At 47.8% G+C, this 15,514-nt stretch carries 17 protein-coding genes; 14 read left to right on the forward strand and 3 right to left on the reverse strand.

What is annotated here, in order from left to right; all coding sequences use genetic code 11:
- Nucleotides 1–12: 12 nt before the first annotated feature.
- Complete coding sequence (gene thrB, locus F0316_RS02470) at nt 13–969, forward strand: homoserine kinase (protein WP_000118017.1); 957 nt, start codon at nt 13–15, stop codon at nt 967–969.
- On the forward strand, nt 966–2,246 hold the full coding sequence (gene thrC, locus F0316_RS02475) for a threonine synthase (RefSeq protein ID WP_000780993.1): 1,281 nt from the start codon (nt 966–968) through the stop codon (nt 2,244–2,246). The genes thrB and thrC overlap by 4 nt, the downstream gene beginning before the upstream one ends.
- Before the next feature lie 80 nt (nt 2,247–2,326).
- Here the strand turns inward: thrC and grcA are convergent, their stop codons facing one another.
- Nucleotides 2,327–2,704 carry an autonomous glycyl radical cofactor GrcA gene (gene grcA / locus F0316_RS02480; protein ID WP_032474751.1) on the reverse strand — a complete coding sequence of 126 codons (378 nt, stop codon included), beginning with the start codon at nt 2,702–2,704 and terminating at the stop codon, nt 2,327–2,329.
- 345 nt (nt 2,705–3,049) lie between these two features.
- On the opposite strand from grcA, the gene nfo reads away from it, so the two are divergent.
- The 4 genes from nfo to F0316_RS02495 all read left to right on the forward strand — a co-directional run bounded on the left by nfo (nt 3,050) and on the right by F0316_RS02495 (nt 5,600).
- Entirely contained in the window at nt 3,050–3,910 is an 861-nt protein-coding gene (nfo, locus tag F0316_RS02485) for a deoxyribonuclease IV (protein WP_000273042.1), read from the forward strand.
- Nucleotides 3,911–3,982: 72 nt separating this feature from the next.
- On the forward strand, nt 3,983–4,105 hold the full coding sequence (locus F0316_RS20300) for a hypothetical protein (protein ID WP_254898439.1): 123 nt from the start codon (nt 3,983–3,985) through the stop codon (nt 4,103–4,105).
- A gap of 173 nt (nt 4,106–4,278) precedes the next feature.
- Nucleotides 4,279–4,959 carry a uracil-DNA glycosylase gene (gene ung / locus F0316_RS02490; RefSeq protein WP_000004498.1) on the forward strand — a complete coding sequence of 227 codons (681 nt, stop codon included), beginning with the start codon at nt 4,279–4,281 and terminating at the stop codon, nt 4,957–4,959.
- Nucleotides 4,960–5,048: 89 nt separating this feature from the next.
- Entirely contained in the window at nt 5,049–5,600 is a 552-nt protein-coding gene (locus F0316_RS02495; protein WP_000979818.1) for a hemerythrin domain-containing protein, read from the forward strand.
- A 143-nt stretch (nt 5,601–5,743) separates the two neighbouring features.
- Here the strand turns inward: F0316_RS02495 and F0316_RS02500 are convergent, their stop codons facing one another.
- The gene (locus tag F0316_RS02500; RefSeq protein WP_000343854.1) at nt 5,744–5,923 is read right to left on the reverse strand and encodes a DUF3545 family protein; all 180 of its coding nucleotides are present in this window, start codon (nt 5,921–5,923) and stop codon (nt 5,744–5,746) included.
- Nucleotides 5,924–6,615: 692 nt separating this feature from the next.
- Here F0316_RS02500 and F0316_RS02505 point away from each other — a divergent pair.
- The 5 genes from F0316_RS02505 to F0316_RS02520 all read left to right on the forward strand — a co-directional run bounded on the left by F0316_RS02505 (nt 6,616) and on the right by F0316_RS02520 (nt 11,392).
- On the forward strand, nt 6,616–8,046 hold the full coding sequence (locus tag F0316_RS02505) for an alanine/glycine:cation symporter family protein (RefSeq protein ID WP_149560181.1): 1,431 nt from the start codon (nt 6,616–6,618) through the stop codon (nt 8,044–8,046).
- Between the two features lie 163 nt (nt 8,047–8,209).
- The gene (yaaA, locus tag F0316_RS02510) at nt 8,210–8,983 is read left to right on the forward strand and encodes a peroxide stress protein YaaA (protein ID WP_142610633.1); all 774 of its coding nucleotides are present in this window, start codon (nt 8,210–8,212) and stop codon (nt 8,981–8,983) included.
- Between the two features lie 29 nt (nt 8,984–9,012).
- Nucleotides 9,013–9,153, forward strand: a complete 141-nt coding sequence (locus tag F0316_RS19825) for a DUF5363 family protein (RefSeq protein ID WP_001913748.1) — start codon at nt 9,013–9,015, stop codon at nt 9,151–9,153.
- On the forward strand, nt 9,125–9,949 hold the full coding sequence (locus F0316_RS02515; protein ID WP_172625948.1) for a TatD family hydrolase: 825 nt from the start codon (nt 9,125–9,127) through the stop codon (nt 9,947–9,949). The genes F0316_RS19825 and F0316_RS02515 overlap by 29 nt, the downstream gene beginning before the upstream one ends.
- Before the next feature lie 186 nt (nt 9,950–10,135).
- Entirely contained in the window at nt 10,136–11,392 is a 1,257-nt protein-coding gene (locus F0316_RS02520) for a NupC/NupG family nucleoside CNT transporter (protein ID WP_000051831.1), read from the forward strand.
- 312 nt (nt 11,393–11,704) lie between these two features.
- Here the strand turns inward: F0316_RS02520 and F0316_RS02525 are convergent, their stop codons facing one another.
- Nucleotides 11,705–11,887 carry a hypothetical protein gene (locus F0316_RS02525; RefSeq protein ID WP_001911798.1) on the reverse strand — a complete coding sequence of 61 codons (183 nt, stop codon included), beginning with the start codon at nt 11,885–11,887 and terminating at the stop codon, nt 11,705–11,707.
- 107 nt (nt 11,888–11,994) lie between these two features.
- Here F0316_RS02525 and deoC point away from each other — a divergent pair, with 107 nt between their 5' ends.
- The 3 genes from deoC to F0316_RS02540 all read left to right on the forward strand — a co-directional run bounded on the left by deoC (nt 11,995) and on the right by F0316_RS02540 (nt 15,446).
- Nucleotides 11,995–12,774, forward strand: a complete 780-nt coding sequence (deoC, locus tag F0316_RS02530) for a deoxyribose-phosphate aldolase (RefSeq protein WP_001292544.1) — start codon at nt 11,995–11,997, stop codon at nt 12,772–12,774.
- An 87-nt stretch (nt 12,775–12,861) separates the two neighbouring features.
- Complete coding sequence (deoA, locus tag F0316_RS02535; RefSeq protein ID WP_149560183.1) at nt 12,862–14,208, forward strand: thymidine phosphorylase; 1,347 nt, start codon at nt 12,862–12,864, stop codon at nt 14,206–14,208.
- Nucleotides 14,209–14,225: 17 nt separating this feature from the next.
- Complete coding sequence (locus F0316_RS02540) at nt 14,226–15,446, forward strand: phosphopentomutase (RefSeq protein ID WP_000816440.1); 1,221 nt, start codon at nt 14,226–14,228, stop codon at nt 15,444–15,446.
- The last annotated feature ends 68 nt before the right edge of the window (nt 15,447–15,514 follow it).

The following is a 15,514-nucleotide window of genomic DNA, read 5'->3' on the forward strand; positions in this document are numbered from 1 at the left end:
AGTTCAGGTGACATGAGTGTTGTGGTGTACGCACCCGCTTCCATCGGTAATGTCAGTGTCGGATTTGATGTGTTGGGGGCCGCGGTGTCCCCGATTGATGGCACGTTACTCGGCGATCGAGTGAAAGTGGAAGCTGGCGCAGAGGCTTTCACACTGAAAACGGCGGGGCGATTTGTCGATAAGCTTCCGGCTAATCCGCAAGAAAACATTGTGTATGACTGCTGGCAAGTATTCGCGCGTGAGCTAGAGAAAAAGTCGGTGGTACTGAAGCCTCTGACCATGACGCTAGAAAAAAATATGCCGATTGGTTCAGGGTTGGGCTCCAGTGCTTGCTCGATTGTCGCGGCTCTGGATGCGTTGAATCAGTTTCATGCCAGTCCGCTTGATGAAACTGAGCTTCTGGCTCTGATGGGGGAAATGGAAGGCAAGATCTCTGGCAGTATTCACTATGACAACGTTGCTCCCTGCTATTTAGGTGGTGTGCAGCTCATGCTGGAAGAGCTTGGCATCATCAGTCAATCCGTACCGAGTTTTGATGACTGGTATTGGGTGATGGCCTATCCGGGGATCAAGGTGTCCACGGCGGAAGCGCGTGCCATTTTGCCTGCGCAGTATCGCCGCCAAGATATCGTGGCGCATGGCCGCTATCTGGCAGGATTTATTCACGCTTGCCATACTCAGCAGCCTGAATTAGCGGCAAAAATGATCAAAGACGTGATTGCCGAACCCTATCGTGAGAAACTGCTGCCGGGTTTTGCTAAAGCGCGCAGCTACGCCGCTTCGGCTGGCGCACTGGCAACGGGCATTTCGGGCAGTGGTCCGACTCTGTTTAGCGTGTGCAAAGAACAAGCAGTGGCTGAACGTGTGGCACGTTGGCTTGAGCAAAACTATGTGCAAAATGAAGAAGGATTCGTCCACATTTGTCGTCTAGACAAGCAAGGTTCGAAAGTAACAGGAAGTGAGCTATGAAGCTGTACAACATAAAAGAAAATGATGAACAAGTCTCCTTTGGTCAAGCCGTTCGCCAAGGGTTAGGCCGCAATCAAGGCCTGTTTTTTCCGGCACAATTGCCGAAGTTTGACGATATTGATGCGCTATTAGCCGAAGATTTCGTCTCTCGTAGCAGCAAGATTTTATCGGCGTTGATTGGCGATGAACTGCCTGCGGATAAAATTCGCGCTATGGTGGATTCCGCCTTTCAATTCGCCGCACCGATTGCCAAAGTGAAAGAGGGCGTTTACGCGCTCGAATTGTTCCACGGGCCAACGCTCGCGTTTAAAGATTTTGGTGGTCGCTTTATGGCCCAGTCTCTGGCGGCGGTCTCGAACGGCGGAAAAATCACGATTTTAACGGCGACATCCGGTGATACTGGCGCTGCTGTTGCGCATGCTTTTTATGGCATGCCAGACATTAATGTGGTGATCCTCTACCCGAAAGGCAAAATCAGTCCGCTGCAAGAAAAGCTGTTCTGCACATTAGGTAAAAACATTCACACCGTGGCGATCAATGGTGACTTTGATGCTTGCCAAGCGCTAGTGAAACAAGCTTTTGATGACGCAGAGCTGCGCCAACAGATCGGTTTGAATTCCGCCAACTCGATCAACATCAGCCGTTTGATGGCGCAAATCTGTTACTACTTTGAAGCCGCTGCGCAGATGAGCAAAGCTGAGCGTGAAAATCTGGTGATTTCAGTGCCTAGTGGCAACTTTGGTAACTTAACCGCAGGGCTGTTAGCCAAAGCATTGGGTTTACCGGTGAAGCGCTTTATTGCGGCAACCAATGCCAACGATACAGTGCCACGTTACTTGGAAACGGGACGTTGGGAACCCAAACCCACGGTAGCAACAACGTCAAATGCGATGGATGTCAGCCAACCGAACAACTGGCCGCGTATCGAAGAGCTCTGCCAACGTATGGGATGGGGCTTAGAAACGCTGGGCAAAGGCGCGGTTTCTGACGAGGAAAGTGCTCAAGCCGTACAAGAACTTTACGATCTAGGCTACTTGTGTGAACCGCATGGTTCGATTGCTTACCGTGTATTGGAAGAGCAGCGCCAGCCGCAAGAAACGGGGCTGTTCTTATGTACCGCGCATCCCGCCAAATTCAAAGAAGTGGTGGATGAGATTTTAGGTACCGACATTGCTCTACCAGCGCCATTGGCAAAGCATGCGGCGATGGAATTGCTCTCACAAGAGCTGAATGCCGATTTCGCAGCGCTGCGTGCGTTACTGGTGAATGTGAAATAATCCGCGGATTTGAGAAAGGCGAAGATAATAAAAAACGGTGCTCATTGAGCACCGTTTTAGTATGGATTCTTTACTGACGATTACAGAGATTCAGTGAAGGTACGCGCGATAACGTCGCGTTGCTGCTCAGCAGTCAGAGAGTTGAAACGCACGGCGTAGCCAGAAACGCGAATAGTCAGCTGTGGGTATTTTTCTGGATGCGCAACCGCATCTTCCAGAGTTTCACGCTTCAGTACGTTTACGTTCAAATGTTGACCACCTTCGATACGTGGTGCCGCTTCGATAGCCACTTCACGGCTTTCGAATTGACCAAGATCGTTGATGCTAACCACTTGATCAGCTTCAAAGCCTTTCAGCGCAGCAACACAGCGTGCTTCATTCTTTTCGCTATCTAGCAACCAGACAGAGTTCAGTAGGTCGTCGTTAGCAGCTTTAGTGATTTGGATACCTTGGATCATTGCTTTCTCCTAGTCCACATCAAGTGGCGTTATTGGTGTTAATTTTCAGATCTTGTTGAGCTGGCTATTATATAGCAAATATCCATACTGCTGATATTGATTTAGGTCAAATTACAACAAAAAACCATTTTTATACTGGGGTTTGGTTTTTGATTTGTATCAATAAATGCTTTAAAAACAATGATGATTAAATTTATTTTAAATAATAAAAAATATTTAAGTTGTATTTTGTTGTAATTTTACTACAAAATTGTAATCCAACTTGACCCGTGCCAGAGAAAATCAGAAAGTTAGTGCTGTGAACTGAAAGTCCGAAGTCATTTAGCAACAATAAGAAGTCGTAATATGTATGAGAAGTTAATCGGGGCACATGTATCGGCCTCTGGTGGTGTCGAGCTAGCGCCAGTTCGAGCTCATGAAATCGGAGCGAATGCTTTTGCTCTCTTCACCAAAAACCAGCGCCAATGGGCAGCTAAGCCACTGGAAGCGAGCAGCATTCGTGCTTTCAAAGCCAATTGTAAAAAATGGGGATTTGGCAGTGAGGCGATTTTGCCGCACGACTCTTATCTGATTAATTTAGGGGCTCCAGAACCCGAGAAGCTCGACAAATCACGAGCCGCTTTTGTCGATGAAATGCTGCGTTGTGATCAGTTAGGGTTAACTTTGCTTAACTTTCATCCCGGTAGTCATTTACAGCAGGTCTCTGAAGAGGCGTGTTTAGCGACAATTGCTGAGTCAATTAATCTTGCGCATCGTCAAGTACCGAATGTGATTGCGGTGATTGAAAATACCGCAGGGCAGGGGAGTAACTTAGGTTGGCGTTTTGAGCATCTGGCGGCAATCATTGACCAAGTTGAGGATAAAGAGCGGGTTGGAGTATGCCTAGATACTTGCCACACCTTTGCCGCAGGGTATGACTTGCGTACGAAAGCCGCGTGTGATGAGACATTCGCTGAGTTTGAGCGAGTGGTCGGTATGCACTATTTGCGCGCAATGCACATCAATGATTCAAAAGGTAAGCTGGCTAGCCGCGTTGACCGCCATCATTCCTTAGGTATGGGAGAGATTGGCTGGGAGTGTTTTGAATATATCGCGCAAGATGCTCGATTTAACGGTATCCCTCTGATTTTAGAAACGATTGATCCTGACATTTGGGCGACTGAGATCGCAACGCTACGCAAATTTTCGACGCAAAAAGAGAATTAATCGGCAAACTTCACAGATTTGGCATCTTTCTTTCATCATGCTCAGGGTCAGCGTTGTAAGAAGGATGCCGCTATGAACTCATTAACTCAAACTGCTTCACCCAGTTCCAGACCCGCCGCTCGTCGCCCGGTTCCTAATCGACACGTCAATGGGCAAGGGCATCATCGTGCTCCACAGCCGCAAAAACCGCATTAAGATAACAAAAACCGTATTCAGATGAATGGCTAAGCAATCTCTCTCTTTAACAGGAGAGCGAGGTTGCCTTCCGCTTGTGAATATTGAAGTCGGTGCACTTATTTTCGCTTAGCTGCAACTGAGCGTGGTTTGGGTATACAATGCCAACAGAAATCATAATTTAAGGTATTGATATGTCTGAATCACTGACGTGGCATGATGTCATTGGTAATGAAAAGCAGCAGGCTTACTTTCAACAAACTCTGCAATTTGTCGAAAGCCAGCGTCAAGCCGGAAAAGTTATCTATCCTCCCGCTAAAGATGTGTTTAACGCCTTTCGCTTTACCGAATTTGGTGAGGTGAAAGTGGTGATCTTGGGGCAAGATCCTTATCACGGCCCTAATCAGGCGCATGGTTTGTGTTTCTCTGTGCTACCGGGTGTCAAAACACCGCCCTCGTTAGTCAATATTTATAAAGAGTTAGCGCAAGATATCCCTGGATTTCAAATCCCACCTCATGGCTACCTACAAAGTTGGGCACAGCAGGGCGTTTTGCTACTCAACACCGTATTGACTGTTGAACAAGGCATGGCCCATTCTCATGCGAATACCGGCTGGGAAACCTTCACGGATCGTGTGATTGACGCCTTGAATCAACACCGAAATGGGTTGATCTTCCTATTGTGGGGATCGCACGCGCAGAAAAAGGGCCAGATGATCGATCGCCAGCGCCATCATGTCTTGATGGCTCCGCACCCTTCACCGCTTTCGGCGCACAGGGGCTTTTTAGGATGTCGGCATTTCTCTAAAACCAATCAATTGCTGCAAGCGCAAGGTATCGCTCCCATTAACTGGCAGCCCGAGCTCGAATCTTAATGCAGTTGGCGTTTTTTCGACCAGTTTCAAAGCCGATATATCAATCCTTATGTACACTTTACCTTAGTACAAGTATGGAGATTGATAAGATGATGATGGAACGAATCCGCCGCGAGCACAGTTATATGGTGCGTTTGTTGTCGATTTTACGCCACAAATTGGATCTGGTGAAAAGCGAGCAACCGATCAACTACAGCCTTCTGAAAGAAATCGTTGATTATTTAGCAAGCCATTCAGAGAAAGTGCATCACCCGAAAGAGGACATTCTGTACCGACACTACATGGCACATTACGGCGATGAACAGCAAGTGGCTAATTTGGAGCGTGAACATCAAGAGTTGGCGCAAATTACCCATCAGTTTCTCGATGTCATGGAGATGATTTTAAACGATGCGGTTGTGCCACAAGATGTGTTTATTGAGCAACTGGAGGCCTTTTTACAAGGTCAAAAACAGCATTTAGAGTTGGAAGAACAATCGATTTTGCCATTGATTAATCAAACGTTTGAATTAGAAGATTGGCAGAGCGTTGAGTCGCAATGGCAAAACAACGATGATGATCCGGTATTCGGTGAAACGATCGCTGAGCGATATGCACTTTTGGCTCGCCGTGTTCGTAAAAGTGAGAGTGAATACACCTAACCAATCAAAGGTATACCATGCAGGATTGCTTCAGTTTCACATGACGCTGCGTTGTCTAGAGAAGCTTGCTGTGGATAGCCGTTCTCACTTAAAGTCTTAAAAACAACAAAGGCACGCGAAACGTGCCTTTGTTGCTCAATCCTTTAAATTTTTATGTCGTCAGCGTCGAGGCAGACATCCATATCCAACAACTCTTTCTCTAGTCGTTTACGATCTCGAATCGCTTCGATCTCGCGCCACATCCGTTTTACAGGTTTAGAACGGCTAGTACGAATTTTCGAGATTTCCATTTCCAACAGCTCATCAAAGTGCAGTTCGTCCATAAGTCGCCTCATTATTGTTGTCATCATTCCTTGAGTGCTCTCTAAATAGCACACCTTGGCGAAGCGTAACTATGATTTGTTTCTCATTTGTTTCGTTTTAATGAAGCTTTAGTGAGCTTTTGAATAGAATTTCACAGTTTTCACCCTGTGTTATCGATGGAAAACTGAACAAAAAATTGAGGCAATCGATTAACTGGTCGATTTTTTTGTGTTGCTGAAATGTTGTTTTTTACGTTGCACGGAATTGTGTTGGTTGTTTTTTGTTCGAACAAACAGGAAATATGACACTCTCCTGACAAAATTTACTGGTTCGCACAGGCATGCTGCGATTCCCAAAGCGTGAGATTTCATTAATGCAACAAAGCATTTGTGGTGAATAAATGTACTGATTTGTGTGCTTTTTGTTTTCGTTTTGTTCTTTTTTTGTGACTCAAATGGTTTTGTTGATGTTAATAAAGCGTGATTTTAAGGTGAAAAATAACATTTTGATGCAATCCTGTTCATATTGATTTTTGCGGATTGAGGTTGCATTATCCGCCCGTCAAAAAATAGGCTGGGTGCTTTTCGAGGTCTCTTCTGCTCGAGAGTGCCATGACATACACGGCAAAAAGATAATCTCAATACCGTATCCGTGTAACAGAAACTCTTACTCATCGGAGTCAGAGCAGCTCATCACTCTATGCGAGGTTCCTGTGACAGACTTAATTAATTTAATGAATGACCTACTATGGGGTTCCATCTTGGTATACCTATTGGTCGGGGTCGGTATCTACTTCACTTTGCGATTGGGTTTTATCCAATTTCGTCATTTCACCCACACTTTTACCGTCCTCAAAAATAGCCGTAAAGCGGATAACGCTGGCATCTCCTCTTTCCAAGCGTTATGTACCAGCCTTGCCGCACGTGTCGGTACGGGGAACATGGCCGGGGTTGCGGTTGCTTTAACCGCTGGTGGTCCTGGCGCCATCTTCTGGATGTGGTTGATTGCCATGTTAGGCATGGCGACTTCTTTCGCTGAAAGTACCCTAGCTCAGTTGTATAAAACGCGTGACAAAGATGGCAATTACCGCGGCGGTCCAGCGTATTACATGGAAAAAGGCCTTGGTATGCGTTGGATGGGGGTGCTGTTCTCCATCTTCCTGATCATTGCGTTTGGTTTGGTGTTTAACGCGGTGCAAGCCAACTCAATCACCAATGCGATGAAAACGGCTTTCGGTTTTGAACCCATGCTGATCGGTATTGGTATCGTGTTGCTGACCGCTTTCGTGATTTTTGGTGGTATCCGTAAGATTGCACGGACGGCAGAGCTGATTGTGCCTTTCATGGCGTTTGCTTATCTGGCGATTGCTCTGTTTGTCGTGGTCATGAATTATGAGAAAGTGCCTGATGCGATTAGCCTGATTTTCAAAAGTGCCTTCGGTTTACAAGAAGCGGCTGCAGGTGGCCTAGGCTATGCGATTGCACAAGCTATGATCAACGGTGTGAAACGTGGCTTGTTCTCAAACGAAGCGGGTATGGGTTCTGCACCTAACGCTGCGGCTTCTGCAACGCCATATCCACCACACCCAGCGTCACAAGGTTACGTGCAAATGCTTGGTGTGTTTATCGATACGATTGTGATCTGTACCGCGACAGTGGCGATTATTCTCATGTCTGGTGAGTATGTACCGCATGGCGAGTTAACGGGTATTGAGCTGACTCAGCGTGCACTCAGTTCACAAGTAGGGGATTGGGGCGGTATCTTTATCGCATTTGCGATCTTCTTCTTCGCTTTTACTTCGATCATCGCCAACTACTCATATGCCGAAACCAACCTGATTTTCCTTGAGCACAACAATAAGAAAGGCTTAGTGCTGTTTCGTCTCGTGTTCTTAGGCATGGTGATGTTTGGCTCGTTGGCAACATTGCCAACGGTGTGGGCGATGGCGGATGTCTCGATGGGCTTGATGGCGATTGTGAACTTGGTGGCTATCCTCCTGCTCTCAGGCATCGTGATTAAACTGGCGAAAGATTACAACCGTCAGTTGGATGCCGGCAAAGTACCGACCTTTGATGCCAATGATTACCCAGAGTTGAAATCTCAGCTTGAAGATGGCATTTGGAATAACAACAAAGCGTCATAGACAGCGCCGATGTCAGAAATTGAAAAAGCCATGCAGACACCGCATGGCTTTTTTTGTACCCTAGCTTGCGTCATCTTATAACAAATCTAATCACTTGGAATAACGATCCGTGCTGTCGTTTCAAGTCGGTTGATAACACGCTCAACAAAAGATAGGAATTATTATGCTGATTGTCGTTTCACCTGCGAAAACGCTGGATTATGAATCTCCCGTTTCAACCTCAAACTTTACGCAGCCTGAATTAACCGCGCATTCGGCAGAGTTAATTCAAGTCTGTCGTACTTTGTCATCACAGGATGTTTCTGAGCTGATGAGCGTCAGTGATAAGATTGCCGGACTCAATGTGGCTCGATTTGCGCAGTGGAGTGAAACCTTCACTCTCGATAACGCACGACAGGCGATTTTCGCTTTCAAAGGTGATGTGTACACTGGGCTGGAAGCGGAAACACTCTCGTCACAAGATTTGGATTTTGCCCAGCAACATCTGCGTATGCTCTCTGGCTTGTATGGACTGTTGCGCCCGCTGGATTTGATGCAACCTTATCGTCTAGAAATGGGCACAAAATTAGCCAACGCGCGTGGTGCGAATCTGTATCAGTTTTGGGGGAACATTATTACGGAGAAGCTCAATCAAGCGATTGAAGCACAAGGTGATAATGTACTGGTAAACCTTGCCTCTAATGAGTATTTCAAAGCGGTCAATCCGAAGCGATTGAACGCGCAAATTGTGACGCCAATCTTTAAAGATGCCAAAAATGGCCAATATAAAATCATCAGCTTCTTTGCGAAGAAAGCACGCGGCATGATGGCTCGCTACATCATTGAAAATCGAATTAGATCGGTAAAGGATTTAGAAGGTTTCAACACTGCGGGCTACTATTTTGTGGCAAGTGAATCAACACCCACCGAGTTGGTGTTTAAGCGCGAAGAGCAATAACCTCCAAGGTTCAAAATAAGGAACACATGATGTGGCTATGGTTAAAACGTTGGATTGCGAAATACGATGCTTGGTGCCAAAGCATGGGGTTAACGCCGGGGCAAAAGCGCAGTTGTGTTCCTTATCGAAAAGATCCGGCCAATGAACGAGACGATTCCACCTCCGCTTGAATGGTCGTTGTTCGACACCCATTGCCACTTTGATTTTCCTCCGTTTACTGCCACCCCTGAGCTGGAATTGCGAAAAGCGGCGCAGCATGGGGTTAGGCGGCTTGTTGTGCCATCGATTGGGCCGCAAGATTGGCAGGCGGTGACTGAGCTGGCGCAGCGCTTTCCTTCAACCATTTATTATGCGTTGGGATTTCATCCACTCTATTTAGATGCCTCTTCACCGACCCATTTACCTGCGTTAGAAAAGGCTCTAATGCAGGCAGAACAGGCTTGCGTAGCCGTTGGGGAGTGCGGTTTAGATGGCATGATAGACGTCGATGTGGCGCTACAAGAGCAGATGCTGATCGCCCAACTCTCTATAGCTTCACAGGCAAAACTGCCCGTGATTTTGCATAGCCGACGTACTCACAATCGATTGTTACAGTTATTGAAACAGCAGCGTTTTCAACAAGGTGGTGTGCTGCATGCTTTTTCTGGCAGTGTGAAAGAAGCGCAGCAGTTTGTAGACCTTGGGTTTAAGATTGGTGTGGGAGGCGTCATCACTTACCCAAGAGCCAATAAAACTCGGCAAGCCATCGCAGCGTTACCTGTAGAGCACATAGTGTTAGAGACGGATGCGCCTGATATGCCACTGAATGGTTTTCAAGGTCAAGCTAACCATCCCGCTCAATTAGCCAAGGTTTTAGAAACACTCGCCGAGCTAAAAGGTGTTTCAGCACAATATCTCGCGCCAATCCTCTGGCAAAACAGTCAAATTCTGTTTGGCTTGTGTGAACAAAACCGAAACAAGATGTAGCGTTAATGACGCATCTGTCACTAAAAGTTGAGTGGTGTCACAGATATTAGTGAACGCGTGATGAATCTTATCCGAAAGTGTGAATCCTGCATTACTTTCTCTCTGTGCCCGTGAGTATAATTGCCCCCGCTTAATCGCTCCATTTTGTAACACGCCAACATTAAACTAATAAGGAAGTCATAAACTATGAGCCTGTTTATGAGCCTCATCGGCATGGCAGTTCTGCTAGGAATCGCAGTTCTACTGTCAAGTAACCGTAAAGCTATCAATCTAAGAACTGTGGGTGGCGCTTTTGCTATCCAATTTTCACTGGGTGCATTTATTCTGTATGTGCCTTGGGGCCAAGAGCTACTTCGTGGCTTTTCGGATGCCGTATCGAATGTTATTAACTACGGTAACGATGGTACTTCATTCCTCTTCGGTGGACTGGTATCAGGCAAAATGTTTGAAGTGTTTGGCGGCGGCGGTTTCATTTTCGCATTCCGCGTACTACCAACACTGATCTTCTTCTCAGCACTGATTTCTGTACTGTACTACTTGGGTGTTATGCAATGGGTTATCCGCATTCTTGGCGGTGGTCTGCAAAAAGCACTGGGTACATCACGCGCGGAATCTATGTCTGCGGCTGCGAACATTTTCGTGGGTCAAACTGAAGCACCATTGGTTGTTCGTCCATTCGTTCCAAAAATGACTCAATCTGAGCTGTTTGCGGTAATGTGTGGTGGTCTGGCTTCTATCGCAGGTGGTGTACTTGCGGGTTACGCTTCAATGGGCGTTAAGATCGAATACTTGGTAGCAGCGTCATTCATGGCGGCACCGGGTGGTCTGCTGTTCGCAAAACTGATGATGCCTGAAACTGAAAAACCACAAGACAATGAAGACATTACTCTTGATGGTGGTGACGACAAACCGGCTAACGTTATCGATGCGGCTGCTGGCGGTGCTTCTGCTGGTCTGCAACTTGCTCTGAACGTTGGTGCAATGTTGATTGCCTTTATCGGTTTGATTGCTCTGATCAACGGTATGTTGGGTGGCATCGGTGGTTGGTTCGGTATGCCTGAACTGAAACTGGAAATGCTACTGGGCTGGTTGTTTGCGCCTCTGGCTTTCCTGATCGGTGTTCCTTGGAACGAAGCAACCGTTGCGGGTGAGTTCATCGGTCTAAAAACCGTTGCTAACGAATTCGTTGCTTACTCTCAGTTTGCGCCTTACCTGACTGAAGCGGCACCAGTGGTTCTGTCTGAGAAAACCAAAGCGATCATCTCTTTCGCTCTGTGTGGTTTTGCGAACCTTTCTTCTATCGCAATTCTGCTTGGTGGTTTGGGTAGCTTGGCACCTAAGCGTCGTGGCGACATCGCTCGTATGGGTGTCAAAGCGGTTATCGCAGGTACTCTATCTAACCTGATGGCAGCGACCATCGCTGGCTTCTTCCTCTCTTTCTAATTCATAGAGACAGAGTTTTATAGACGCCGTTTAAATTCACCCCGTAGCAAGTGATTGCTGCGGGGTGTTTTGCTTTTAGGTGCCCCGAGTTTTAGGGGGGGACCTAGGGGTAATGTTGTAATGGATTGCAGAGCTGAAGCCTTGTGTTGTAAGGGATTGCCCTTTAAATTTCAGCTGTTTTTTTTGAGATACAAACCGTTTGCGTTTCGCGCAGCACTACCGTTTTGCGACAAATATCTATACTGTAGCCATGGATAAAAAACGAGTGGATTGACGATGGAATACACCACGCGTTTGACCGTGAGCTTAGGCTCAGGTGGCGGGCTTATCTAATGGAATATGGATGAGTTTTCGCTGGCTCTCAGCATGACTAAGAGTATGATGAGCGCCGGAGGCAATCGCCTTGCCTGTATGCAGTAAAATACCGCAAACGCAGATTGTTGTGCCATTGACCAAACTGGTACTGTGCGGTGACAAGGATAGCAATTGGTGCATGAGCACTGAGTCTTCAAGGAACCAAGTCCGTTCATTTGTGGCTGCTCAGCAGAAAATAGCACTCTGCTGGGGAGTGAACTAGATGACTATATTGATCGGAGATAGAAATGAGCGAATTAAAAGTAGCAGCTCTACGTGCACTGAAACTGATGGATCTCACCACGTTGAATGACAACGATACGGATGCCAAAGTGATCCAACTTTGTCATGATGCGAAAAGTCCAGTCGGCAACACGGCTGCCATTTGTATTTACCCTCGCTTTATTCCTATTGCTAAGAAGACACTTCGCGAGCAAGGAACCCCTGAAATCCGTATTGCTACGGTAACCAATTTCCCTCACGGTAATGACGATATTGAAATCGCCGTTGCTGAAACGAAAGCCGCTGTTGCTTACGGTGCTGATGAAGTGGATGTGGTATTCCCATATCGCGCTCTGATCGCAGGCAACGAGCAAGTCGGTTTTGATCTGGTGAAACAGTGTAAAGCCGCTTGTGGCGACAAAGTGCTACTGAAAGTGATCATCGAAACTGGTGAGCTGAAACAAGAAGCGCTGATCAAAAAAGCCTCTCAAATTTGTATTGAAGCTGGCGCAGATTTCATCAAGACCTCAACCGGCAAAGTGCCAGTGAATGCGACACCAGAATATGCGCGCATGATGCTGGAAGTGATCCGTGATATGGGCGTAGCCAAAACCGTCGGTTTCAAACCCGCCGGTGGTGTTCGTACCGCAGAAGATGCGCAGCAATATCTGGCGATGGCCGATGAGATCCTCGGTGGCGATTGGGCGGACAGCCGTCACTACCGCTTTGGTGCATCAAGCCTACTGACCAACCTTCTGAATACATTAGAAGTGACAGACCAAAAGGCAGATCCTGCCGCTTACTAATATCCATTGTGTCTGAGAGCAGCGCGAGGCTTCGCGCTGCTTAACCTCTTTACACTACGCAGTTTCTTTGGGAACTGGGAGGCAGCTATGTCTTTATCTCAAGCAAAGTATTTACCTCAAGAAATTATCCGCAGAAAGCGTGACGGTGAAGTTCTCACCAACGATGAAATCAACTTCTTCATTCAAGGTGTAGCGAATAACACTGTCTCTGAAGGGCAAATTGCCGCGTTTGCGATGGCGATTTTTTTCCGTGAAATGACCATGCCTGAGCGTATTGCACTGACGTGCGCGATGCGCGATTCCGGTATGGTGATTGATTGGAGCCACATGAATTTTGATGGTCCGATTGTGGATAAACACTCCACGGGCGGCGTGGGCGATGTGACCTCACTGATGCTTGGCCCTATGGTGGCAGCCTGTGGCGGTTATGTGCCGATGATTTCTGGCCGCGGCCTTGGTCACACTGGGGGGACGCTCGACAAACTTGAAGCCATCCCCGGCTATAACATTACCCCAACCAATGACGTGTTTGGCAAAGTGACCAAACAAGCCGGCGTGGCGATCATCGGCCAAACTGGCGATCTGGCTCCGGCGGATAAGCGTGTGTACGCAACGCGTGATATTACCGCGACGGTGGATAACATCTCGCTGATCACCGCTTCAATTCTTTCTAAGAAACTGGCGGCTGGCCTTGAATCGCTCGTGATGGATGTGAAAGTTGGCTCTGGTGCTTTCATGCCAACTTACGAAGCGTCTGAAGAGCTCGCCAAATCGATCGTGGCAGTGGCCAACGGTGCAGGCACCAATACCACGGCGATTTTAACTGATATGAACCAAGTGCTGGCGTCCTCTGCTGGTAACGCGGTGGAAGTGCGTGAAGCAGTACGTTTCCTCACTGGCGAATGCCGCAATCCGCGTCTGCTGGAAGTCACTATGGCGTCGTGTGCGGAAATGCTGGTACTTGGCAAGTTAGCCAAAAATACCGCGCAAGCACGTGAGAAACTGCAAGCAGTGCTGGATAACGGCCAAGCCGCCGATCGTTTTGGCAAAATGGTCGCAGGCCTCGGTGGCCCAAGCGATTTTGTTGAAAACTACGACAAGTATCTTGCGAAAGCTGAGATTGTTCGCCCAGTTTACGCTCAGCAATCTGGCGTTATTTCTGCGATGGATACCCGTGCCATCGGCATGGCGGTGGTCGGCATGGGCGGTGGCCGCCGCGTGGCGACCGATCGTATCGATTACGCTGTCGGCTTTGATCGGTTTATCCGTCTGGGTGAAATCGCCGACAGCAACAAACCTTTAGCAATGATTCATGCCCGCAATGAAGAGCAGTGGCAACAAGCTGCCAATGCACTACAAAGTGCGATTAAAGTGGGCGGAGATTACGTACCAACACCGGATGTTTACCGTCAAATTCGAGCTCAAGACGTGTAAGTTCGGGGGAGTGAGCAATGAAAAGAGCATTTATTTTAGTTTTAGACTCGTTTGGCATTGGCGCAACAGCGGATGCACAAGCCTTTGGTGATGTCGGTTCTGATACCTTAGGCCACATCGCGGATCAATGTGCGCAAGGTTTGGCGGATAACGCAGAACGTAAAGGCGCATTGCAACTGCCGAACCTTTCTAAGCTGGGTTTGGCGATGGCGCATAAAGAGTCGACCGGACGTTTTGCGCCGGGGCTGGATGAGCGTGCGGATATCATCGGCGCTTATGCCCATGCCGCAGAGCTGTCATCAGGCAAAGATACTCCGTCAGGTCACTGGGAAATTGCTGGTGTGCCAGTGCTGTTTGAATGGGGTTACTTTAGCGATAAGCAAAATAGCTTCCCGAAAGAGCTGACCGATCGCATTTTAGCGCGCGCGGGTTTGGACGGATTTTTAGGCAACTGCCACGCCTCTGGTACGCAAGTGCTGGATGATTTGGGCGAAGAGCATATGCGTACGGGCAAGCCGATTTTCTACACCTCGGCAGATTCTGTATTCCAAATTGCCTGCCACGAAGAGACATTTGGTTTAGCTCGTCTGCTGGAGCTTTGCCAAATCGCTCGTGAAGAGCTGGCGGATTACAACATCGGTCGCGTCATTGCGCGTCCATTCGTTGGCCCGGGCAAAGGACAATTTGCTCGTACCGGTAATCGCCGTGATTTGTCGGTTGAGCCCCCTTCAGCCACAGTGTTGCAAAAGTTGGTGGAAGAGAAGCAAGGCCGAGTGGTGTCTATCGGTAAAATTGCCGATATCTACGCGTACTGCGGCATTACCGACAAAGTCAAAGCGACGGGCATTCCAGATCTGTTTGAAGCGACTTTAGAGCAGATCAAACAAGCCGGTGATAACACCATCGTATTCACTAACTTTGTGGATTTTGACTCGGCTTATGGTCACCGCCGTGATGTCGCAGGTTATGCGGCGGCACTGGAGTATTTCGATAAGCGTTTACCTGAAGTTCTAGCGCTGATGCAGGAAGATGACATTCTGATTTTAACTGCCGACCACGGCTGTGACCCAACATGGCCGGGCACTGACCATACTCGTGAACACATTCCGGTACTGGTTTATGGCAAGAAAGTGGCTCCGGGTTCATTAGGTCGTCGTGACACTTTTGCTGATATCGGGCAAACTCTGGCAAGCTACTTTGGCACTTCGCCAATGGATTACGGTAAGAACTTTTTATAATACGCATACCCTAAGGCTAGCTTCAGTCTTAGGGTTTTGTTGAATGATGGCGATTGAGCCAACAAACC

This window comes from Vibrio cholerae, from assembly GCF_008369605.1.
Lineage (GTDB): Bacteria > Pseudomonadota > Gammaproteobacteria > Enterobacterales > Vibrionaceae > Vibrio > Vibrio cholerae.